This is a genomic window from Dietzia cercidiphylli (assembly GCF_039531545.1).
Classification (GTDB): Bacteria; Actinomycetota; Actinomycetes; order Mycobacteriales; family Mycobacteriaceae; genus Dietzia; species Dietzia natronolimnaea.
Map to the genome: position 1 here is coordinate 1 of NZ_BAAAQG010000021.1, position 21,644 is coordinate 21,644.

At 67.6% G+C, this 21,644-nt stretch carries 19 protein-coding genes and 1 pseudogene; 18 read left to right on the forward strand and 2 right to left on the reverse strand.

What is annotated here, in order from left to right:
• The 4 genes and pseudogenes from istA to ABD250_RS15530 form a co-directional block, all read left to right on the forward strand.
• On the forward strand, window positions 1–1,391 hold a 1,391-nt coding region (istA, locus tag ABD250_RS15515), incomplete at its 5' end, for an IS21 family transposase (protein ID WP_344393184.1).
• Window positions 1,391–2,158, forward strand: coding sequence for an ATP-binding protein (locus ABD250_RS15520; protein ID WP_061917862.1), 768 nt, complete (start codon window positions 1,391–1,393; stop codon window positions 2,156–2,158). The genes istA and ABD250_RS15520, both read left to right, overlap by 1 nt.
• Before the next feature lie 108 nt (window positions 2,159–2,266).
• Window positions 2,267–2,935: pseudogene (locus ABD250_RS15525) on the forward strand (IS1634 family transposase); the annotation flags it as partial.
• A 200-nt stretch (window positions 2,936–3,135) separates the two neighbouring features.
• On the forward strand, window positions 3,136–3,465 hold the full coding sequence (locus tag ABD250_RS15530; RefSeq protein WP_182658151.1) for a nucleotidyltransferase family protein: 330 nt from the start codon (window positions 3,136–3,138) through the stop codon (window positions 3,463–3,465).
• Window positions 3,466–3,486: 21 nt separating this feature from the next.
• Here ABD250_RS15530 and helR read toward each other — a convergent pair whose 3' ends face one another.
• A complete protein-coding gene (gene helR, locus ABD250_RS15535) occupies window positions 3,487–5,745 on the reverse strand; it encodes an RNA polymerase recycling motor ATPase HelR (protein WP_182658152.1) in 2,259 nt (752 codons plus the stop codon).
• Between the two features lie 241 nt (window positions 5,746–5,986).
• Between helR and relB the strand changes: the two genes are divergently transcribed.
• From relB to ABD250_RS15550, 3 genes are all read left to right on the forward strand, one after another.
• Entirely contained in the window at window positions 5,987–6,208 is a 222-nt protein-coding gene (gene relB / locus ABD250_RS15540; protein ID WP_182658153.1) for a type II toxin-antitoxin system RelB family antitoxin, read from the forward strand.
• Window position 6,209: 1 nt separating this feature from the next.
• Window positions 6,210–6,482 carry a type II toxin-antitoxin system RelE/ParE family toxin gene (locus ABD250_RS15545; protein WP_182658154.1) on the forward strand — a complete coding sequence of 91 codons (273 nt, stop codon included), beginning with the start codon at window positions 6,210–6,212 and terminating at the stop codon, window positions 6,480–6,482.
• Between the two features lie 161 nt (window positions 6,483–6,643).
• Window positions 6,644–7,843, forward strand: coding sequence for a methyltransferase (locus tag ABD250_RS15550; protein WP_182658155.1), 1,200 nt, complete (start codon window positions 6,644–6,646; stop codon window positions 7,841–7,843).
• A gap of 50 nt (window positions 7,844–7,893) precedes the next feature.
• Here ABD250_RS15550 and ABD250_RS15555 read toward each other — a convergent pair whose 3' ends face one another.
• A complete protein-coding gene (locus ABD250_RS15555) occupies window positions 7,894–8,175 on the reverse strand; it encodes a hypothetical protein (protein ID WP_182658156.1) in 282 nt (93 codons plus the stop codon).
• Between the two features lie 158 nt (window positions 8,176–8,333).
• Between ABD250_RS15555 and ABD250_RS15560 the strand changes: the two genes are divergently transcribed.
• The 11 genes from ABD250_RS15560 to ABD250_RS15605 all read left to right on the forward strand — a co-directional run bounded on the left by ABD250_RS15560 (window position 8,334) and on the right by ABD250_RS15605 (window position 21,595).
• Window positions 8,334–9,701 carry a cytochrome P450 gene (locus ABD250_RS15560; RefSeq protein ID WP_241730534.1) on the forward strand — a complete coding sequence of 456 codons (1,368 nt, stop codon included), beginning with the start codon at window positions 8,334–8,336 and terminating at the stop codon, window positions 9,699–9,701.
• A gap of 176 nt (window positions 9,702–9,877) precedes the next feature.
• Window positions 9,878–11,146, forward strand: coding sequence for an alpha/beta hydrolase family protein (locus tag ABD250_RS15565; RefSeq protein ID WP_182641745.1), 1,269 nt, complete (start codon window positions 9,878–9,880; stop codon window positions 11,144–11,146).
• Window positions 11,147–11,393: 247 nt separating this feature from the next.
• Entirely contained in the window at window positions 11,394–11,723 is a 330-nt protein-coding gene (locus ABD250_RS15570; protein WP_179525747.1) for a nucleotidyltransferase family protein, read from the forward strand.
• Window positions 11,720–12,076 carry a HepT-like ribonuclease domain-containing protein gene (locus ABD250_RS15575; protein ID WP_182658157.1) on the forward strand — a complete coding sequence of 119 codons (357 nt, stop codon included), beginning with the start codon at window positions 11,720–11,722 and terminating at the stop codon, window positions 12,074–12,076. Before ABD250_RS15570 ends, ABD250_RS15575 begins: the two co-directional genes overlap by 4 nt.
• A gap of 112 nt (window positions 12,077–12,188) precedes the next feature.
• Window positions 12,189–13,622, forward strand: coding sequence for a DUF3375 family protein (locus tag ABD250_RS15580; protein WP_182658158.1), 1,434 nt, complete (start codon window positions 12,189–12,191; stop codon window positions 13,620–13,622).
• On the forward strand, window positions 13,619–14,194 hold the full coding sequence (locus tag ABD250_RS15585) for a DUF4194 domain-containing protein (protein ID WP_338404145.1): 576 nt from the start codon (window positions 13,619–13,621) through the stop codon (window positions 14,192–14,194). The genes ABD250_RS15580 and ABD250_RS15585 overlap by 4 nt, the downstream gene beginning before the upstream one ends.
• Window positions 14,187–17,573 (forward strand): ATP-binding protein, encoded by a 3,387-nt coding sequence (locus tag ABD250_RS15590; RefSeq protein WP_182658159.1) that lies wholly within the window; start codon window positions 14,187–14,189, stop codon window positions 17,571–17,573. The genes ABD250_RS15585 and ABD250_RS15590 overlap by 8 nt, the downstream gene beginning before the upstream one ends.
• Window positions 17,573–18,736: a Wadjet anti-phage system protein JetD domain-containing protein gene (locus tag ABD250_RS15595; protein WP_182658160.1), complete on the forward strand. Its 1,164-nt coding sequence runs from the start codon at window positions 17,573–17,575 to the stop codon at window positions 18,734–18,736. Before ABD250_RS15590 ends, ABD250_RS15595 begins: the two co-directional genes overlap by 1 nt.
• Before the next feature lie 158 nt (window positions 18,737–18,894).
• Window positions 18,895–19,197: a nucleotidyltransferase family protein gene (locus ABD250_RS15600; RefSeq protein WP_182658161.1), complete on the forward strand. Its 303-nt coding sequence runs from the start codon at window positions 18,895–18,897 to the stop codon at window positions 19,195–19,197.
• 23 nt (window positions 19,198–19,220) lie between these two features.
• The gene (locus ABD250_RS18110; protein WP_422110519.1) at window positions 19,221–19,592 is read left to right on the forward strand and encodes a HepT-like ribonuclease domain-containing protein; all 372 of its coding nucleotides are present in this window, start codon (window positions 19,221–19,223) and stop codon (window positions 19,590–19,592) included.
• Between the two features lie 704 nt (window positions 19,593–20,296).
• The gene (locus ABD250_RS15605; protein ID WP_338404146.1) at window positions 20,297–21,595 is read left to right on the forward strand and encodes an ATP-grasp domain-containing protein; all 1,299 of its coding nucleotides are present in this window, start codon (window positions 20,297–20,299) and stop codon (window positions 21,593–21,595) included.
• Window positions 21,596–21,644: the final 49 nt, after the last annotated feature.

Genomic DNA, 21,644 nt, shown 5'->3' on the forward strand with positions numbered 1-21,644 from the left:
ATATTCGCGCAAACAGCCGGTGGCCCCCAGAGGCAATAGCCCTGGCCCCCAGTGAGACGAATATTCAGGCCTGGGGCAAATATCTCGCGGACCCCGTCGGGGCCGGGAAGAAGTACGGGTACTCGCAGTACTGCGCCCTGTTCGGCGAGCACACACGGGTCAAGGACGTCGTGGCCACGCTGCATCACGAACCCGGTCGGACGATGCTGGTCGACTGGGCCGGCGACACCCTCGAGGTCCTCGACGCGGTCACCGGTGAGGTCACCAAGTTGTACCTGTTCGTGGCGGTGCTGCCGTACTCCGGTGCGGTGTTCTGTCGCGGTTTTACGGATATGAAGTCCCCGTCCTGGATCGACGCCCACGTCGCGGCGTTCGACTTTTTCGGCGGGGCGCCCCAGATGGTGGTGCCCGACAACCCGACCACCGCCACCCACCGACAGGCCAAGGGCGAAGCGGCCAGGGCAGTCAACGCCCGCTACCAGCAGCTGGCCGACCACTACGGCACCGCGATCGTGCCCGCTCGCGTGCGCAAACCCCGCGACAAGGCAGCCGTAGAGTCCGCGGTGGACGTGGTCAACAAGCGCGTCATCGGCTACCTCGCCGAGGAGGTCTGGACCACCGTCGAGGCCCTGAACGCCGCCATCGACGACCGTGTCGCGGAGATCAACACCGTCATCCGTCGGGCTGACGGCACGACCCGGTGGGAGCGGTTCGAATCCGACGAGGCGCCGCTGCTGGGCGTCCTGCCCGACGACGGGTTCGCCACGGTGGAGTGGAAGCAGCTCAAAGTCGGGCGGAACTATCACATCTCCTGCGATTCGCAGTACTACTCGGTGCCGTACACCTTCGCCGGTCAACTGCTGCGGGTCCGCCTGACCGCACAATCTGTGACGATCTTCGATGGCGACCAGGTCGTCTGCGTGCACCCCCGGCGCCATGGTCGTAAGGGCCAGTACTCCACGGTGCTCGCGCACGCCCCGAGAGAGCATCAGGGCATCGATGGTCTGTGGTCGAGGCAGTGGTTCACCGACCGTGCCCGCGGGTTCGGTCCTGCCACCGAGAAGGTGATCGCCCAGATCCTGGACCGTCACGTGATCGAGGCCCAGGGCTACCTGGACTGCCAGAACATCCTCGAGACCCTGGGCAAGCGCAGTCGGCAGCGGCTCGAGGCTGCCTGCCAAGTGCTGCTCAACCAGAACGGCGCCGGGAGCTACAGCGTGCTCAAACGCGTCATGGCCACCATCGACTCCGACGGCAAGGCGCCCCGGCCCGTGGTGCCGGCGGCGGCCACACGAAAGCCCCCACCCCCGGCCGGAACCCGAGACGACGGCGCGATTCAAGTCCGCTCGGCCGATCACTACTCGCGCGGGCGCAGCGGGGAGGGCGTGTGATGTTCACCGAGATCGATCATCAGAAGTTCCGCAATCTGCGCATCACCCACGTAGCGACCCGGTTCGAGGAGCTCATCAGCGATGAGGCCAATGACGAGCTCACCCCGGAGCAGATCTTCCTCACCGCCGTCGACGACGCCCTGGACCAGCGCCAAGCCCACCGGATCGACAAGCTCATCCGCGCCGCCAAGTTCCCCATCCCGCAGGCCTCGATCGCCGAGATCAACTACCAGGACGGACGCGGGATCACCCCGGTGCGGATGAAACGCTACGCCGGACACCACTGGAGGCAAGACCCCACCAACCTGCTGATCCTCTCACCGACCGGCGGCGGAAAAACCTACCTGGCCTGCGCGATCGGCATCGCCGCCTGCCAGAACGGGCACACCGTCACCTACGCCCGCATGGACGAACTCGCCCGGCGGCTGGTCATCGCCCGCGGCGACGGGATCCGCCACCAGAAAATGCTCAATGACCTCTCGGACGTGGAGCTGCTGATCATCGACGACTTCCTCACCGTGGGCATCGATCCCGAGGCCGCCAACGATTTGTTCGCCGTCCTGGCCAACCGGGAGCACAGGTTGCCGACGATGATCGCTTCACAGTCCCGGCCGGCGTACTGGCTCGAAGCCCTGCCCGACCGGGTCGCCGCTGACTCCATCGTCAACCGGCTGGCCAACAACGCCCGCGAGATCAACCTCGGCGAAGTCGACATGCGCCGCCAACGCGACGACCAAGCCCGCGCGACTACCGGCTACTGGGAGTAACCGACACGGCCACGGTTCCGGCCCGCCTCACCCACGGGCCGGTACCGGGTCGCCAGAACCGCGGTACCGGATCACCGGACCAGGCGTACCAAGTACGCCTAGTTGCCATCCAAAGCGCCGAAGGAGCTCGAGGAGCACTTCGGTCGCCGCGGCAACGCCATCAACGACGGCGAGACCGTTGAGCTGACCCGCCCGATGGGGCAAGGCCGCGACCGGCGCGACCGCAGAGTGGTCTGGCATTACAAGTGGGAGCGTGCCCAGCGGGACCGTCGCACGCTCAACGCCCAGATCGACCGTGCCCAGCGGGTGGCCGACCGAGCCGAACCTTTGAAAAAACAACGGTTCGTCAAGGTAACCGGCCAAAACGTCACCTTGGACGAGGCCTCGATCGAGCGGGCCCGCCAGTCCGCGGGCTACAAGGGGTACGTCACCAATATCGACCCGACGATCATGGATGGGCAGGCGATCGTAGCTGCGTACCACGACCTGTGGAAGGTCGAGCAATCGTTTCGGATGGCCAAGTCCGACCTCAAGGCAAGACCGATTTTCCACCGGACCAGGGATTCCATCGAGGCGCACTTGACCGTGGTGTTCGCCGCCCTGGCGGTAGCCCGATACCTGCAGAACATCACCGGCGTATCGATCAAGAAGATCATCGGCACCCTCGAACCCCTGCGCACGATCGTGGTCGCCATAGGCGACCACGAGATGGTCGTCGAGCCGACCATCAACGAGGACGCCCGCGGCCTCATCGACGCCATCAACGCGGGTCACTAAAAGTTGTGGAACTCAGGTAAGAGGCGACTGCGGCGCGCGTGCTATCCCGGAAAGCTGAAAATCGCCTCTGAGCAGGGGTGCCCTGAACGGTGCTTCCAGGGCACCCCTGGTCAGCGGCCTGGCGCTATACCGGCGACGGCGGCACAGGCGGTAGACCGAATAGGCCTTCCGTCAGTCTGTGCAGCCGATATCCTGAGGCTATGACGAGCGCCGCCCCGACTCCCGAATCGCTCGCCTTGCGTGAGCTCATCGAGGCGCGTCGAGACGAGTTCCGAGCCCTCCTTGCCAAGTACGCTGCGACGAATCCGATGCTGTTCGGATCACTCGCCCGCGGTACTGCGAATGGCGGAAGCGACGTGGACATCCTGGTGGATATGGACCCGGCCGACGGCAACCTCCTCATGCGAGCCTCCGGCTTGTTGGAGGAGGTTCGTACGCTCTTCGGTCGCGAGGACATCGACATTTTCCCCGAGCAGTTGCTCAAGCGACCTATTGCGGACGTGGGCCTGAGGCAGGCGTCGGCGTTGTGACGCTGCGCGCCCGGCGGGAATCTACGACCTGAGGACGACCAACTGTTGCGTCGCCCGCGTCATCGCCACATAGCGGTCAACTGCACCGATGACGCCCGAACCGAACGTCTCCGGGTCGACCAGAACCACCAGGTCGAACTCGAGGCCCTTGGCCTGCGCGGGGGTCAGCGAGCGGACGCGGTCGGAACCGTTGAAGTCGGGGCCGGCAGCGCCGGTCGTGCAGATGATGCCGACCATGCCCTCGGAGTGGGTGGCGAGCCACTCGTCGACCACGCCGTGAAGATCCTCGACTTGGCCGTACCGGACGGGTGCCCCGCTGCGGCGGACCGACTCGGGCACGTTGGCGTCGGGCCGCACCGACCGGATCACCGGAGCGGCGGCCTCCATGATCTCGGCGGGCGTGCGGTAGTTGATGCTCAGATGCACGGACGTGATGCGGGCAGGGGAGAGGCCGATGCGCTCGAGTCGCTCGGGCCAGGACTCGTCGAAGTCGCGACGGGACTGCGCGCGGTCGCCAACCACCGTGAGGCTGCCCGACGGGCAGCGGCGCAGGATCATCGCCCACTCCGAGTCGGTGAGTTCCTGCGCTTCGTCGACGATGATGTGGCTGAACGGGCCCGCCAGGCGGGCCGGGCCGATGGCCGGTTCTTCGTCCGCCGGGGAATCGAGCAGTGCCTCCTGCAGATCGGCGTGGCGGAGCATGGGGGAGACCCCCTCGGGATCGTCATCGGCGGCGATGAGGTCGTCGCTCACCCGCTGGCGCCTTGCGAGTTCTGCGGATCGCTCGGCCCGGTGACGCTGCGTTCTGCGCTTCCGGTCGGCATCACCCAGCCGGTGGTGGGCCGCGTCCAGGAGCGGCAGGTCCGCGGTCGTCCATGAGTCGGCCGCGGGTCGCTGAAGGAGTTGCAGCTGCTCGGTGGTCAGCCACGGTGCGCACAGGCGCAGGTACGCCGGGACGGTCCACAGGTCCCCGACAAGATCGGTGGCGTTGATCATCGGCCATGCCCGGTACAGGGCACGGTGCAGGTCCGGGTGTGCTGCGAGCTCTGCGCGGAGGATGTCCGCCGGCACGCCACCGCCTGCACTGTTATGGAGGGCCCGGTCAACGAGGATCTCGGCGAGCGTTTCGCGGATCTGCGGGTGAGCTTCGTTGTGTGGTGTGCCGTCCTCCACGGAGGCGAATGCCTCGGCCCAGTCGGCCGGCGTCAGGCGCAGGTCCAGCCACTCGGTCTGCATCACCATCGACTGCTCGGGCGGCTGCTCGTAGAAGCGCACCGCGGCCTCGATCGTCTCGACCATGCGGAGCTCTGACTTCAGTCGGGCGACCTCGGGATCGGGTTCGTCGGGCAGTCCGCCGGGCGGTGCCGCGATCGTCCCGCCGAGCGCGGCGACGCCGAGATCGGCCACGGTCGCCGTCTGCACGCTGTGCTCACCGAGGGAGGGGAGTACATCCGCCACGTAGTCCAGATACGGCCGGTGCGGCCCGACGAGGAGCAGGTTGCCGCGCCGCAGCCCGGTACGCGACTGTTCGTGGAGCAGGTATGCCGCCCGGTGCAGGGCCACGACGGTCTTGCCGGTGCCGGGTCCGCCGTCCACGATGAGGGCTCCCCGGGAGTCCGCGCGGATGATGGCGTCCTGATCGGCCTGGATCGTGGTGAGCACATCCCGCATTCGGCCGGTTCGCGCCTCGGACAAGCTCGAGATGAACGCCGAGAGGTCGTCGGGGCTGACGTGAGCGAAGACCTCGTCGTCGTCGCCAAAGACCTCATCCCAGTAGTCCACGATGCGCCCGCCCGACCACCGGTACCGACGGCGATACGTCACGCCCCTCGGATCGGCGAGCGTCGCGGCGAAGAACGGCTCGGCGGCCGGGGTGCGCCAATCCACGAGGAGGGGAGTGCCGGCCGCATCGGTGAGGCCGATGCGGCCCACGTACACCGGCGCGGTCGCGGGTGCTGTGGGGCTGGAGTCGAATTGAGGGGCGCGGGAGGCGGCGGCGGTGGCGTAGTGGCCGATGCACATGTCCAGCCCGAAGCGGCGCAGCGTGGCGAGCTCGGCGACGAGGCGGCGGATGTCGGCGTCGCGCTCGATGGTCTGCGCGCCGCGGCCTGCGGGGTCGCGGCGGCGGGCGTCCAGACGGGCGGACAGGGAGGCGACCTTCTGGTCGAGGGCGTGGGAGACGGTGGCGAGGTGGCGTTCGTCGGCGGCGATGTGCGCCGGGTCAGCCTTGTGGGCGAGGTGATCGGGGAGGGCGAAGATGCCGGGTGCCTCGGGGGACATGGCGACAGTGTGCGCCCCCACCGGGGTCTTGCCGCAAGGCCCCCTACCAGCTATAACGTGAGAAGGGGAGGGGTTTCCGGCAGGAATCTAGTTGCCTGGAGGCTGCCAGATCGACGCTGCGCCTCGCAGTGGCTCGCCCCCACGCTTGTCGTCAATGACGCTCTCGACATCGACCGGCCGGATGGTCACGGTCTCAGGGTGGTCACTGGGTCTATACTCGTATAGCGGCGGAAGGGGTGTCATGACGGCCAAACAGCTGAACACCAAGTTGGACGACGAGACCATCGCCCGTCTGGACCATCTGGCTCGAATCACCGGCAGGTCCAAGTCGTTCTACGCGAGCGAGTTCATCCGCAGCGGACTCGACAAGATGGAGGACTGGTACTTGGCCCGGCACCGTCTGGAGGAATTCAGGCAGTCAGACGATTCCGCGATCCCGTTGGACCAGGTGGACTGGTCCTGAGGTGGCGTATCTGGTCGAGGTCACGCCGCACGTCCAGAAGGTCATCAGCAAGCTCGGTCGTCAGGACAAGACTGCGCAGCAGAGAATCAGGGCATTCCTCGAGGAGCGAATACATGGGTGCGAAGACCCCAGGTACCTCGGTAAGGCACTTCGTGGCGACCAACACCTCTGGCGGTACCGCGTGGGCGACTACCGGATCATTTGCTCGATCGAGGATCAACGGGTAACAGTCCTCGTCGTTGATGTTGCGCATCGGCGTGAGGTCTACCGATAAAGATCGACTGCCCGTGACCGTCCGGGGGCAGAGCTGAGACACTGGACTCGGCCCGGATCACGGGTCACTTGCTCTCGCGCGGTCATTCCTCATCCTCGGGTCGAGCGCGCGACCGTCTGAAGGATTCACGTGTCTTCTCTTGTGCCGCACTCGGACCGCCCGTGAACACCGTCAGCTGGCGGGAGAGCGGTGTCGACCGCACCGCCGGGTGGCGCTCCGAGAACGCCGCACCTGTCCCGACTGGAATCGTCGTGATCACCGACGACATCTCCGCAGACAAGGCTCTCCGAATCGCCCAGAGAGGCTCAAGCCTACTGTGGCGGGGGGACTTCCAGAACGCTCGGCAGCTCATGCGCGCCCTCGACCGGCGCCTCGAGAAGAGGGCGTCCCGGTCAACGCAGAGCTCCGAACCCGGGGAAGTCTTCCTCGCCAACCGGAAAGCGCGAGCGCAGCGGGCAACGATCCTGGGCAAGATCCTGATCCCCCTGCAGCCCGATTACTCGATCAGCCTGCGCCGAGCGCCCGACGCGCGCGAGGCCTGCGGGCACGCTTACGGGCAGCCGGTCGACCAACCCACCGACGAGTCGAGCGTGTCTATCGGCGAGGAGACTCTCGTGTCGCTGCCCGAGCTCCTCGGCGTGATCAGCGCCTACGAGTGGCACCGCAAGGGCATCGAGGTCAGCGCCCTGGGGGCTCGCATCCATCCCGCCCACGGCGTCTTCGCCCCCACCCGCGACGAGTACATCGACCTGGTCGCCGATGCCCCCTGGCCGCGGGGCATCGACCATCCCGTCGTGTGGGACATCGGCACCGGGACAGGGGTGCTCGCCGCGGTGCTGGCCCGGCGTGGCGCCCGGGAGGTGGTCGCGACCGACATCAGTTCCCGCGCCGTGCAGTGCGCCCGGGACAACGTGGATCGGCTGGGGTTGGCGGACCGCGTTGCGGTGGTGCAGGCCGACCTGTGGCCCTATGACGACGACGGCGAGGCGGGCGACTCCGGGCGGGCCGATGTGGTGGTGTGCAATCCGCCGTGGATACCCGGCCGCCCGACCTCGGCCCTGGAGCAGGGGATCTATGACCCGGACTCCGACGTGCTCCATCGCTTCCTCAGCGGGCTCGCCCATCACCTCACGCCGCAGGGCGAAGGATGGCTGATTCTGTCCGATCTCGCCGAACACCTGGGGCTGCGCACCCGCGAGGACCTGCTCGGACGTATCGACGCGGCCGGGCTGACCGTGGTCGGGACCAGCGAGACCACGCCACGCCATTCCCGCGCCGCAGACAGTGCAGACCCGCTGCACGCGGCTCGCTCGAAGGAGCGCACCATCCTGTGGCGGGTGGGAGCGAGGCTGAGGACCTAGCGGAGGCGGGGCACCTGTTCGAGGCTGAGCACTTGGCGGAGGCTGAGCACCTACCGGGGCCGGCGCCCGCCGAATGCCCAGACGAGGGCATGCACCGCGAGCAGCGGGGCGATGAGCACCACCGCGCCCCAGCCCGTGGTGGCGACGGGCATCCAGTCGTCCCAGGATGCGCGCATGGCGCCGAGGAAGTCCCCTCGCTCGAACTCGGCAGGTTCAGGCGAGTCGTGCCCGGCGTCGGCGTCCCGGGAGTCGGCGAAGAGCCCCGCCACGTCCGCACCGTCCGCCGAGACGTGAAAATCGGCGGGGCGAGGGGACTGCGAAGCGGAGTGCATGCCCGGGATTCGACGCCGGGGCCGCGGCGGATTGGGCGCGGTGCCGGGCGGCATGGGAAGGCCTCGTCGTCGTCGCACCAACTGCGGCCACCACCGCATTTCCGGCACGTAGGCTGAACGGCGCCCCGCACTTCACCCGAGGCCGAGGATGCGATCCCATGGACAGCGTGACGGACAGGACGGTTCCCTCCGCGTCCGGGAGAAACCCAACCGGCGACGACCGCGCACCCCTGCTCCCGCCCGGGCCCCCGTTGCCCAGGTCGATCCAGGGCGTGGGCTTCGGCCTCGCCCGGCGCAGAGTGCTCCAGCGCCTGCAGGCGAGATACGGCGACGCCGTCACCGTGCACCTGCCCATCTACGGGCGCGCGGTGATCATCTCCGACCCCGCCCTGGCCAGAGAGCTGTTCACCGCCCCGCAGCAGTCGCTGACCAACGTCGACCCCAATCTGGGCCGGGTCCTGGGGGAGCAGTCGATGTTCGCGCTCGAGGGCACCGACCACCGTCGGCGCCGCAAGCTGCTCACCCCGCCTCTGCACGGCAGGCGCATCACGGGCTACGAGGCGGTCGTGGAGGAGGAGACCCGGCGCGAACTCGACTCGTGGGTCGTGGGCCGGCCGTTCGCCTCCATGCCATCGATGACCCGCATCACGCTGGACATCATCATCCGGACGGTGTTCGGCGCCCGGGACGATGAGCTCGTCACGCTGCGCCGCGTCATCCCGCCCATGGTGGAGGCCGGCTCGGCGGCGGTCATCACCCCGGAACTGCCGGTGCGCGTGGGCGCTGTGGGGGTGGGGTCGTTGGGCCCGCGCGGTCGGTTCGCCCGCTACAAGAAGGTGTACGACGACGCGATCACCGCGCTCATCGCCCGGGGTCGCCGCGACGACCGACTCGACGAGCGCGACGACATCCTGGCGATGATGCTGCAGAGTACCTACGACGACGGCTCGTCCATGACGGACGAGGAGATCCGCGACGAGCTCACCGCACTGCTCGTGGCAGGACACGAGACCACCGCGACGACGCTCGCCTGGGCGCTGGAACGGCTCAGCCGGAACCCCGCGGTGCTGGCCGAGCTGGTCGCCGAGGTCGACGCCGGGGGGACCGACTACAGGCACGCGACGATCCTGGAGGTGCAGCGCAGCCGGCCGGTCATCGACCTCGCCGGACGCAACGTGCAGGCGCCGCACCTCGACCTGGGACCGTGGCGCATCCCGCGCGGGTACAACGTGATGGTCGCGATCTCGCTGCTGCACGACGACAGCGTGCACTTCACCGACCCCGAGCGCTTCGACCCGACCCGCTTCCTCGACACCACGCCACCGCCGGCGTGGCTGCCCTTCGGCGGCGGGACCCGGCGATGCATCGGCGCGGCGTTCGCGACGATGGAGATGGACGTCGTGCTGCGCACCCTGCTGAGCATGTATGAGATCGTCCCGACCACCGAGCGGGACGAGAAGTGGCACTCCCGCGGCGTCGCGTTCGCACCCCACAGAGGAGGGCGGATCACCGTCCGGCGTCGGTGACCCGGCGGCATCGTCGGTGACCCGGTGGCATCGCTGGCGGCATCGTCGGTCTCCCGGTGGCATCGCCGGCGGCCACCGCATCACGTCGGATTCACGCACGTGACGTGCACCGGGTGCGCGATGATGGGAGCGGCGATCCGACCAGGGATGACCACCAGTGATGACGAGGTGTGGACATGGCCACGAACACTGCATCGACTGCCACAACCCGGGCCGCGGACGGAGATGAAGGCCCCGGCGAGCCCACGCTTGCCGCACTGGCCTTCCAGGACAGTGGGTTCGACGGCCAGTTCCTCCGAGTGCTGGACACCATCCCGACGGGCGGAGCCGACGTCGGGGAGGCGTTCATCACCGCGCGCAGGATCCCCGACGGGGACAGGGACGCCTGGAACGCCGAGTGGAACGCGCTCGGGGAACGGATTCTCGCGGATGCGGAGAAGAGTCTCGCCGCCGGTCACCGGGTGAGCGCGCGTGAGGGGTTCCTCCGCGCGACCACGTACTTCCGTATCTCCGGGGTCTTCATGTACGCCCCTCCGATGGATCCCCGGTTCGTCGCGGCGAACGCGCGTCAGAGGGACGCTTTCCGCAGAGCGGTCGAGTTGATGGACCATCCCTTCCAGCAGGTCACGGTCCCGTACGAGGGGACCGAGCTCGACGGCTACGTCGCGACCCCACCCGGCCCGGGACCGTTCCCCACGCTGATCCTGGTCGGCGGATACGACGGCACAATGGAGGAGACGTACGTCGCCGGCGGTGTCGCGGCGTTGCGGCGCGGTTACGCCGTCCTCATGATGGACGGCCCGGGCCAGGGCGCGGCGCTGGTCGAGCGCGACCTGCACTTCCGACACGACTGGGAGGCGGTCGTCACCGCTCAGGTCGACTGGCTGGTCGCCCGTCCGGAGGTCGACGCCTCCCGGATTGCAGCGATGGGCCGCAGCTGGGGCGGCCACCTCGCGCCCCGCGCCGCCACAGCCGAGCACCGCCTCGCCGCCGTGATCGCCGACGCCCCGCAATACGCCCCGGGAGCCAGCGCCTCGCTGCTCCTCCCGGAGGAGTACCGCGCCGACCTGGACACGGGGGACGCCGATGAGCTGCTCAACTCGGTGGTCCGCGCCGGGATGGAGCAGTCACCGGGGCTGAACTTCTCCGTGGGGAGAGGGATGCTCACGCACGGATGCGCGACCCCGGTCGACTACCTGCGCGAACTGAGGTCGTTCACGCTGGACGGCCTCGCCGACCGCATCGACTGCCCCGTCCTGCTGACCACCGGCCAGAACGACCCGCGCATCGTCGACGCGCAGAGTCTCTTCGACGCCCTCACAGCGCCCAAGACGATGATCGAGTTCACCAACGCCGAAGGTGCCGGTGAACACGACGAAGCGGGGGCGGCAGCGCTGTTCAGCCAGCGCGCGTTCGACTGGCTCGACACGGTGCTCGGCCGGTAGGGCCGCCGGTCGAAATCACCGATCCCGTACCTCGAAGTGGCGATCGCCGCAGCAAACAGGGTTGCCGGCTACGCCCCTGCGTCTGAGACGGGGTTCCTCGCCTCGCCTCGCCTCTGGTGCAGGGCGCGGTCTGTAGTCCGAGAGTTGGCAACGCCTGATCGGTCTACCCAACGTGATCTCACACGGCTCACTTGCATCCTTCGTTCTGGGGCCTTCAGTTCCCACGGGCGGCCGGTAACCTGTAGCTATGACGAGCACCGCCCCGACTCCCGAATCGCTCGCAATGCGCGAGCTGATCGAGGCGCGTGATGACGAGTTCCGTGCGCTCCTGGCGAAGTACGCGGCTACTAGACCAAGGCTGTTCGGTTCGGTCGCGCGTGGCACCGCGCAGGCGGGAAGCGACATCGACATCCTGGTGGAAATGGACCCGTCTGACGGCAATCTCTTGATGCGCGCCTCCGGTCTGTTAGAGGAAGTCCGTGCGCTATTCGGCCGCGACGATATCGACGTCTTCCCGTCGCAACTACTTAAGCGAGCGATCTCAGAGTCGGCGCTCCGGGACAGCGTCGCGTTATGAGTCGCGAGTCCGATCAGCGGATCGACGACATCCTGCGGGCCATCAATCGATGCCAGCGGTACGTACGCAGACTGGACAACCATGACATCGACCTCGTCCTCATGGCCGAGGATGCAATCGAACGGAACTTGCAGATCATCGGTGAGGCTGCGAACCATCTCTCGGCCGGGATCACAGATGCACACCCAGAGATCGCCTGGCCGCAGATCCGAGGGTTCCGCAACATCCTCGTTCACCAGTATTTCGGTGTTGAGGCTGACATTGTGCGAGACGTCGTGAAGACACACCTACCGCCTCTTGCCGAAGCGCTGAGTCAACACCAGCGTGGTCCTGAATCGAACTCTGAGGTGTGACCGGACGCCTCTCGCGGGGTGCTGCCCGCACCGACCGCCCAGACAGTTGTGTCCGGCCGCCCTCCTAGACTGGCTGCACGACCCCTGCCGACCGCTGACCCGAGGAGACCGTGTGGACTACGCGGCGATCGACGCGCTGCGCGAACGACATCCCGCGTGGCGGATGCTCCGCGCCACCCACGCGCCGCTGCTGCTGTCGTTTCTCGGCCGGTTCTTCGTGGAGGAGGGACACGGTGCCAGCCCGGAGGGGGAGATCATCGACGCCCTCGACGACGAGCTCTACAAGCTCAATGCGGAGAATCCCGAGAACCCGCGGTTCAAGCGGGACGCAGCCGACTATCTGGCCGAATGGGCGTCCACCGACTCAGGATTTCTCCGTCGCTTCTATCCGCTCGGTACCGATGAGATCCACTACGACGCGACACCCGCGTTGGAAAAGGCCTACTCGTGGGTCCAGAGCCTGCACGCGCGGCCCTTCGTCGGCACCGAGTCGCGACTGCAGACCGCGATCGAACTACTCCGCCAGATCGCCCAGGGCACCGAGGTCGACCCCGCGATACGGCTCGCCGAGTTGCAGCGGCGCAAGCAGGAGATCCAGCGGGAGATCGAGCAGATCGAGGCCGACCCGGAAGCCGGACTACTCGACATGACCGCCGTGCGCGACCGCTACCAGCAGTTCTCCTCCACCGCTCGCGAGCTCCTCGCCGACTTCCGCGAGGTCGAGGAGAACTTCCGCGCACTGGACCGCTCGGCTCGCGAACGCATAGCCACATGGGAGGGCAGCAAGGGGGACCTGCTGGAGGAGCTGGTCAGCGGGCGCAGTCGCATCGACTCCTCCGATCAGGGGCGCAGTTTTCAGGCGTTCTACGACATGCTCCTGTCCTCATCCGGCCAGGAGGAACTCTCCGCCCTGCTCGAGCGGCTCACCGCGATCGACGAACTGAAGGCGGACCGCAGCATCCGCACCGTCCACCACGGGTGGGCCGAGGCCGCCGAGCGCACCCAGCTGACCGTCCGTCAGATCTCCGAGCAGCTCCGCCGGTTCACCGACGACCAGATCTGGCTGGAGAACCGCCGCGTCCTCGACCTGGTCCGCGAGATCGAGGGGACCGCGTTGGCGCTGCGACAAGGCACACCCCCGGACTTCGGTCTCGAGTTGGAGCAGGCCGGCGTGGAGGTGTCGCTGCCCACCGAACGACCGCTGCACAGTGTGCGGCCCGCGTCCGAGGTGGACAGTCACCTGCCACCGTCCGAGCAGGAGCATGTCGACACCTCCGTGTTGGCCGAGCAGGTGATCGTGGACCCCGCCCGCCTCGCCGCCAGGTTGCGCAACCTCGTCCCCGAACGCGGTACGGCATTGCTCGAGGACGTCGTCACCATGTACCCCGTCGAGCACGGCGCCGCGGAACTCGTGGGCTACCTCGCCCTGGACACCGACGACATCGAGGTGACCACCGACCAGCAGGAGGAGACGGTGATCGAGTACGAGGAGGCCGGCCGGTCGATGCGGGCCCGGATGCCGCGCGTCGTGGTGAGGCGCCGGTGAGCCCGGAGGAGAGGGCGGTCGCGACCAGCGCCATCCGCCTCATGCAGGGCGTCGTCTATCAGGAGTCGGACGCGTGGGAGGACCTCCTCCGCCACCGTGGCGCCGTCCGCGACCACTTCGCCGTGATCGGGCTCGACGTGGTGATCGACGACGACGAGGGCTACGCCTACCTGCGCACCAGCGAGCCGGAGGACGGTGACGAACCGCTCCCGCGGGTGATCAGACGCCGCGCGCTCACCTACGCCGACAGTCTCCTGTTGGTGCTGCTGCGCAAGCGGATGGTGGAGTTCGAGTCCGCCGGCGACCAGGGCCAGCTGGTGCTCACCCAGGACGAGATCATCGAGATGGTTCAGCTCTTCCTCGCCCGCAGCACCGACGAGGCCCGAGTGCTCAAGCAGGTCGACACGTCCATCAACCGCCTGGTGTCCATGGGATTCCTGCGCCAGCTCAAGGGCCGGCGGGACACCTGGGAGGTGCGCCGGATCCTCAAGGCCTACGTGGACGGTCAGACCCTGTCCGACTTCTCCGCCAAGCTTGCCGAGTACGCCGACGGGGGTGCCGACGATGAGTGAGGGCCTGTTCTCCTCCGTCGACCTCGCGCCGCAGGGGCGTCCCGGTTTCCGGCTGGTCCGGCTCGAAGTGCTCAACTGGGGGACCTTCGACAAGCGCGTCTGGCAACTGGAATCGGATGGGGAGACCCTGCTGCTCACCGGCGACATCGGCAGCGGCAAATCCACTCTGGTCGACGCGGTGAGCACCCTCATGCTCCCCTCGCACCGGATCGACTACAACAAGGCGGCCGGCGCCGCACGCAAGGAACGCACTCTGCGCTCCTACGTGGAAGGCCACCACAGGACCGAGCGCAACGAGTCCACCGGCAGTGTCCGACCGGTGGGGCTGCGGGACCGACGGTCGTATTCGGTGATCCTCGGCGTCTTTGCCAACCAGGGATACGACGACGAGGTGACCCTCGCCCAGGTCTTCCAGCAACAGGACGCCACAGGACAACCCTGGCGACGCTTCGTGACCGCGGACCGGGCGATGTCGATCGAGTCCGACTTCACCGACTTCGGATCCGACCTGGGCGACCTGCTCAAGCGGCTCCGCCGAGACGGTGCCACGGTGGAGAAGGACTTCCCGCCCTACGGTCGTGCCATGCGGCGCCTGCTGGGCATCCGGTCCGAACAGGCCATGGAACTGTTCCACCAGACCGTCTCGATGAAGGCCGTGGGCGATCTCAACGAGTTCGTCCGCACGCACATGCTCGAACCCGCGGACGCCTCCGAGCGGATCGAGGGGATCATCCGGCACTTCGAGGACCTCACCCGGTCCTACGATGCCGTCCAACGGGCCCGAGCCCAACTCGAGGCACTGGAACCACTGGTCGCCTCGATCAGCCGGTACGAGAGCGCGGTCGAGCGCCTGGACCGTCTCCACGAGGAACGTGTGGCGATCCGCCCCTACTTCGCCGAACTGCGGATCGAGCTGCGCCAGGCGGAGATCGAGCGGGTCCGCGCCGAGGTCACCACCATCGCCGCCCAGTTGGAGCAGGTGCGCTCCGAGTCGCAGGCCCTCGGGGCGGAGCGGGACCAGCTCCTCGCGGCCCGGGCCGAGGCGGGCGGTAGCCGCATCGGCGAGCTGGAACGCGCAGCCCGCGACGCGGGCGCGCAGGCCGAGGAGCGGAGAACAAGGCGAGAGCGGTTCGAGGACGCCGTCGCGAGGGCCGGCCTCGACCCGGTCGGCGACGCCGCCGGATTCGCGGACCTCGCCGTCCAGGTCGGTCGGGCGCAGGCAGAGATCGAGACGCAGATCGCCGAGCTCAAGGAGCGGTACGACGCGCTGGTCCTCGGGCACGGTGAGGAGAAAGCGCAGCTCCGCGAGGTGCAGGAAGAGCTGGACAGCCTCGCGACCCGCCGCAGCAACCTGCCGACCGAACAACTCCAGGTGCGGTCCGCCCTCTGCGCGGAACTCGGAGTGTCGGAAGAGGAGCTCCCGTTCGCCGGCGAGCTTTTGGACGTGTCCGAAGAGCACGCGCAGTGGCGGGGAGCCGCCGAGCGCGTGCTGCGCGGATTCGCGGTGTCATTGCTGGTGCCACAGCGGTACTACGCGGATGTCGCCGAATGGGTCAACGCCCGCCGGCTGACCGCCCGGCGCTCCGACGGTCGCGAGATGGGGGTCCGCCTGACCTACGAGCGGGTTCCGGAGCGCCACCTGCCCTTGCAGCGCCCCCATTCCGACGGACTGCTGCTCGCCGACACGGTGGAGATCGCCGACACACCGCTGCGCGGGTACCTGAGCAAGGAGTTGTTCGCCCGGGCGGACCATCTCTGCGCCACCACGGTGGAGGAGTTCCGGCACGCCGAGCGGGCGGTGACTCGCGAGGGCCAGGTGCGGTCCAGAAATCATCACGTCAAGGACGACCGGCGGTCCGCGGCCGATCCCCGCGGCTGGGTGCTGGGCTGGCGCAACGAGCAGAAGATCGCCGCACTGCAGGAGCGGCGCGGCGACCTCACCCGATCAGTGGAGCGGCTCGCCGCCCAACTCGAATCGGTGTCGCGGGAGCAGAACGAGGTGGGGGAGCGGCGCACCGCGCTCTCGCGGGTGGCGGACTATCCCTCGTGGCGCGATCTCGACTGGGAGGACGCCCGATCGCGGGCGGACGCCGCCGATGCCGAGCGCCGTCGCCTGCTCGAGGGCAGTAGTGAACTGGCCGAGATCGACAGACGCGTGGCGGAGGTCGACACACGAGTGAACGAGCTCAGCCAGACCAAGGACACTCTCGGCGAGGCGAAGGGCAGTGGAGAAAGCCGCATCGCCCAGGAGAGCAGTCAGATCGACCGCGACCGGCGCAGCCTCGACGAGCTGACGGCGGACATCCGCGCAGCAGCGGCGGACATCTACCCCAGACTCCGGACACGACAGGGCCGCGCGGGGTCGACGACCGCGGATCAAGCCGAACTCCACGAACGACGACTGTCTGACGAAATCGACAAGGAGACCGGCCAGACCCAGCGCGAACTCAACGGCTACACCACCAGTCTGCAGCAGGGTATGGCGGAGATCCGGCGACGCTGGCCGGAGCAGACCACCGAGATGGACGCCTCGGTCGACGCGCGCGGGGAGTACATCCGCTTCCACGCGCAGGTGGCCCAGGACGATCTGCCGCGCTTCATCGCGGAGTTCGAGGAGCAGCTCAAGAAGAACGCCATCCGCGAACTCGCCGGCTTCCACAACTGGCTGCAGCGCCAGGCCGACGATATCCAACAGAAGATCGAGAAGATCAACGAGGCTCTCGGCGCGATCGACTTCAATCCGGGACGCTACGTGCGCCTGGATCGGGAGAACACGGTCAACCAGGATGTGCGGGAGTTCCGATCCGACCTGCGAGCGGTCACCGACGACACCCTCGGCGGCGACGACCGCTACTCCGAGCAGCGGTACCAGGAGGTGCGGGCGATCCTCGAGCGACTCCGCGGCCGGGAGGGCCACAGCGAGACCGACAAGACGTGGCGGGCGCGAGTCACGGACGTGCGCAACTGGTACACCTTCTCCGCCTCGGAGCGCGACCGCGAGACCGACGAGGAGTGGGAGCACTACCGCGATTCGGACGGCAAATCGGGCGGCCAGAAAGAGAAGCTCGCCTACACCATCCTCGCGGCGTCGCTGGCGTACCAGTTCGGCCTGGAGTGGGGCGCGGAGAAGGCCCGTGACTTCCGCTTCGCCGTGATCGACGAGGCGTTCGGCCGGGGCTCCGACGCCTCCACCCGGTACGCCCTCGAGCTGTTCGCCAAGCTCGGCATCCAGCTGCTGATCGTCACGCCCCTGCAGAAAGTGCACGTGATCGCACCGTACGTGCGCTCCATCGGGTATGTGGACAATGTCGAGGGCAGGTACTCGAGGCTCGTCATGATGTCCACAGAGGAGTACCACCGCCAGCGCGGCGGAGAGTGATGGTCGCCGGCGCGCGGAAGTGGGCCACGCCGGAGGCGGTCCGCGAGAAAGTGCACAGGCGGTGGGTCGACGGCACCTTGCTCCGGGGTTTCGCCCGCGGGGAGACGCTCACTCCACTCGAGATCCCACTCGGAGGTCCGAGAACGTCCGAGCTCGGTGAGCGCTTCGGCGAGGTGCAGGAGTGGATGGCCGCACTCGAGGCCGGCAGTCGCGACGGCAGCCGATACACGCTGCGGTACACGGCGGTAGGCGGCCGGAAATTCGGACGCAATCAGATTCCCACTCATGCCGTGGTGACCCGGTTCGACCAAGCATGGGCACTGCTCGGAGTCCGGACGCAGGTGGTGAGCTTCGAACAGATGCTGGCAGCGGCCCCGGATACGCCGGTGCGGGACTGGCTGCTCGCCAGACCCGTCGCCGCGCTCGACCATGCACAGGAGTGGCCGCAGATCCTCGCGGCGTACAGCTGGCTCGAAGACGCCCGCGGGACGGGCAGGTACCTGCGGCAGATCGATGCCCCGGGAGTGGACACCAAGGTCGTCGAGAGTCATCGGACAGTTCTCGCAGGGCTCCTCGGAGTCTCACGCAACGCCACCTCGTTTCTCCACGACCTTGGCCTGCGCACCAAGCCCGAGTACGTCCGGTTCCGTATGGCGGGCAGCGTCGCGCCGATGTCGGTCACCGAACTGTCCGTGCGACCGGAGGAACTCGACGGACTTGGCATGTCCTTCACCACGGCCGTGATCGTGGAGAACGAGATCACCTACCTCACGCTGCCCGTCCCGGACGACGGAGTGCTGATCTGGGGGAAGGGATTCGACGTGGCCCGCCTCGGCCGCTGGGACGCGCTTCGAGTGGCCGACGTGCACTACTGGGGCGACCTCGACACACACGGCTTCGCCATCCTCCACCGGCTGCGCACGCACCTTCCGCGGGTGCGGTCTTTCCTCATGGACCTCGAGACCCTCAACACACACCCTCAGCGATGGGGACAGGAGTCCTCACCCACCAGCGCGACACTCGATCAACTAACGGCGGCGGAGGCGGCGGTCTACGACGACCTGGTCTCCGACCGCTTCGCCGAGCGCGTCAGACTTGAGCAAGAGCGGATCGACTGGGCCTGGGTTCTGGACCGGTTGCCCTACCGGACAGGTGGCACATGAACGCCACTCGATCGTGTGCACCACTGGTCGAAAACCCAACACCTCGTCGTCACTAGACACTCGCCTTCCTGACCGGCACATACGCGCGGCGCCGGTCGTTCCCGCTGCCGGTCGGTCGGAACCGTCCCGGTGTGCGAGGTGCCGGTAGCCTAAAAGCTATGGGTGTCGCTGCCACGAACGCCACATACGACCTGCCGGAAGAGCAGGCCGTGCTCGACGTGCTGCGTTCTTTCGGCGTACGGCGGGCTCGGCTGTTCGGAAGTGCGGCCCGCCGCGAGTTGACGCCCACGAGCGACATCGACCTGCTCGTCGAGATGGACGGTCCGGTCGACTACGGGGCGATATTCCGGCTGTCCGAGGCTCTGGAGAGGGTCGCGGGCCGACCATTCGACGTCCTCACATCGATCAAAGTGCCGTTCCGGCCGTTCGTCGAGCCCGAACTGGTCGAGCTCGCGTTATGAAATCCCCGATCCCGTACCTCGACATGGCGGTCGCCGCAGCTACGAGGGCGGCCGGTTACGCCCCTGCGTCTGAGGTCGAGTTTCTCGCCTCGCCGATGGCTCAGGACGCGATCTGCATGCGGCTGCAAGAGGTGGGGGAGAACCTCTCCAAAAGCCGTCGGCACTGTCCGGACTTCTACTCAGCTCACCAGTCCGAGGGTTGGCATCGCCTGATCGGCCTGCGCAACGTGATCTCACTCGGCTACGCCGAAGTTGACATGCGCGTTGTGTGGACGATCATGCGATGCGCATCTGGGTCCCCTAGCCGAGGAGCTGAAGGCTCTGTTGGCCACGTCGTGACCCCGGGTCGCCGTAATGCCCCGCACGCGGTCGTTCCGCGCCCCGGTCAGGATTGATACGAAAGCCGAGTGATCCGCCAGGCTTACGAGAGTCGCCACCTCGTCGTCGTCATCTAGGACTTTGTTTCGGGAGTCCACATCTCGCCCGCTCGACCACCCATTTGAACGGCCTACGACACGCCCCTCCGGACGGCGAGCGTGGCGGCGAGGGTGGCTCGGCGGCTGGGGTGCAACAGTCTGTGGATGGGGAAGAATCGGTCTCATCTGTCAGGCCGGGACCACCGATGTGGATCGGATTGACCGGTCTCGTCAGCGCGACCGCCGATTGGGCCGTTGCTCAGATCGAGACAGAAGCGGCGCAGCGTCTCTCGCGCCTACTCGGCACCGCGCTCGGCCCGGACAACGCGTCGCGGCTGTGGCGCCGCACAGAACCAGTCCCGGTCGGGGTAGTCGTCCCAGTCAGGGGTGTCTTCCGTGCCGTGATCCGTGGTCCGCGAGCCGGTGATCCAGAACAGGAAGTGCGTCACAGTCAACGGCGTGATGACGAATAGCGCACCCCAGCCCGTCGCCGCCACCTGTACCCAGCCGTCCCACCGCGGAGGTAGTTCGGGCGGCGCGGGCGCTGTGACGAGAACATCCCCGGTGTTCGCCGCTGCGGGCGCTCAGGATGGGGGACCGGGTTCTGCCAGCACAACCCTCCGGGCTCTTGGGTAGGTTGGGTGGTCCACCCGCCCGCGCCCCAACCCAGGAGGCACTTGAGCGTGCAGATTTCCACAGCAGAATCGACCACCACCGACGCGGACAAGAGTTCGCTCGCGACACAGGACCCCAACGAGAAGCGGCGCAACCCCGACAAGGGCTATGTGGCACTGCTCGGCTGGGCGCCCAACGCGGTCGACGCCGTGGACCGGTTCGACCGCCGCTACGTCGTGGTGGCCCCGGACTGGGCCGAGGACTACTGCCGCCAGCACAGCATCCCGTTCGTCCCGTGGAACTTTGAGCGGCTCAACGACCGGTCCATGGAGATCGCCGAGACCCTCAAGGACATGGGTGTCGACGTGGCGATCCCGCTGTTCGAGGAGACCGTCGAGTGGGCGGGCGCCATCAACTCCATGCTCATGGACAACCCCACCCTGTACGGCCAGTCGCTGCTGCTGCGGGACAAGGCGCTGATGAAGCGCCGCGCCCAGCTCGGCGGGATCCGCGTGGGGATCTTCGAGGAGGCCCACGAGCGCGACGACGTGATCCGCTTTCTCAAGCGCGTCAACCAGACACTTCTCAAGCTCGACGGCGACCCCAACGACCCGATCCACCTCAAGGCCTTCGACAAGGCAGGCTGCCTGGGGCACCGCGTCATCCGCACCCCGGACGAGGTCGACACGATCCCCGACGAGGAGTTCCCGGTCCTTATGGAGTCCCACCTGGACGGCTGGGAATTCGCGGTCGAGGCCTGGGTGCACAACGGCAAGATCGTGTTCCTCAACATCTCCGAGTACGTGACACTCGGGTACTCGGTGTTCGTGCCGGCTTCGCCAGAACTCGAGAAGTACCGGCCGGAGATCACGCGGCAGATCGAGAAGCTCATCAAGACCTTCGACATCAAGTTCGGGTTCGTTCACCCCGAGTACTTCGTCACCAGCGACGGCGAGATGTACTTCGGCGAGGTGGCGTACCGCCCGCCGGGGTTCAAGGTCTTCGAGCTGCTCGAGCGCGCCTACGGGTTCAACGCCTACCAGGGGCTGGTTCTCGCGTTCGACCCCAAGACCACCGAGGAGGAGATCACGGCGTTCTTCCCGCGCGAGGTGGTCGACGCCACCGGTCACGCGGGCTGCTTCGGCGTCTACCCGCGGCGTCGCGTGGTCTCCACGCTCGCGATCCCGGAGGAGACCGAGGACCACGAGTACTTCGAGTCCCACGAGCTCACCGCACCCGTAGAGGAGACCGTCACCAAGCGGACCGCCTTCGGCACCCACTGGGGCCTGGTCTATTTCTTCGGCGACGACGCCTACGAGATGCGGACCCTCCTGGCGCGCCAGGAGGAGCTCGACTTCTACGTGTGACGGGCCATCCGCTGCGACGACGTGGGTACGGTACCGGGGGCGGGCACCC

Excerpts from the sequence above, each read along its gene's own strand:
- ABD250_RS15520 (WP_061917862.1), top strand. The coding sequence starts at position 1,391 with ATGTTCACCGAGATCGATCATCAGAAGTTCCGCAATCTGCGCATCACC.
- ABD250_RS15530 (WP_182658151.1), top strand. The coding sequence starts at position 3,136 with ATGACGAGCGCCGCCCCGACTCCCGAATCGCTCGCCTTGCGTGAGCTC.
- helR (WP_182658152.1), bottom strand. The coding sequence starts at position 5,745 with ATGTCCCCCGAGGCACCCGGCATCTTCGCCCTCCCCGATCACCTCGCC.
- relB (WP_182658153.1), top strand. The coding sequence starts at position 5,987 with ATGACGGCCAAACAGCTGAACACCAAGTTGGACGACGAGACCATCGCC.
- ABD250_RS15555 (WP_182658156.1), bottom strand. The coding sequence starts at position 8,175 with ATGCACTCCGCTTCGCAGTCCCCTCGCCCCGCCGATTTTCACGTCTCG.
- ABD250_RS15560 (WP_241730534.1), top strand. The coding sequence starts at position 8,334 with ATGGACAGCGTGACGGACAGGACGGTTCCCTCCGCGTCCGGGAGAAAC.
- ABD250_RS15565 (WP_182641745.1), top strand. The coding sequence starts at position 9,878 with ATGGCCACGAACACTGCATCGACTGCCACAACCCGGGCCGCGGACGGA.
- ABD250_RS15570 (WP_179525747.1), top strand. The coding sequence starts at position 11,394 with ATGACGAGCACCGCCCCGACTCCCGAATCGCTCGCAATGCGCGAGCTG.
- ABD250_RS15575 (WP_182658157.1), top strand. The coding sequence starts at position 11,720 with ATGAGTCGCGAGTCCGATCAGCGGATCGACGACATCCTGCGGGCCATC.
- ABD250_RS15590 (WP_182658159.1), top strand. The coding sequence starts at position 14,187 with ATGAGTGAGGGCCTGTTCTCCTCCGTCGACCTCGCGCCGCAGGGGCGT.
- ABD250_RS15595 (WP_182658160.1), top strand. The coding sequence starts at position 17,573 with ATGGTCGCCGGCGCGCGGAAGTGGGCCACGCCGGAGGCGGTCCGCGAG.
- ABD250_RS15600 (WP_182658161.1), top strand. The coding sequence starts at position 18,895 with ATGGGTGTCGCTGCCACGAACGCCACATACGACCTGCCGGAAGAGCAG.
- ABD250_RS18110 (WP_422110519.1), top strand. The coding sequence starts at position 19,221 with ATGGCGGTCGCCGCAGCTACGAGGGCGGCCGGTTACGCCCCTGCGTCT.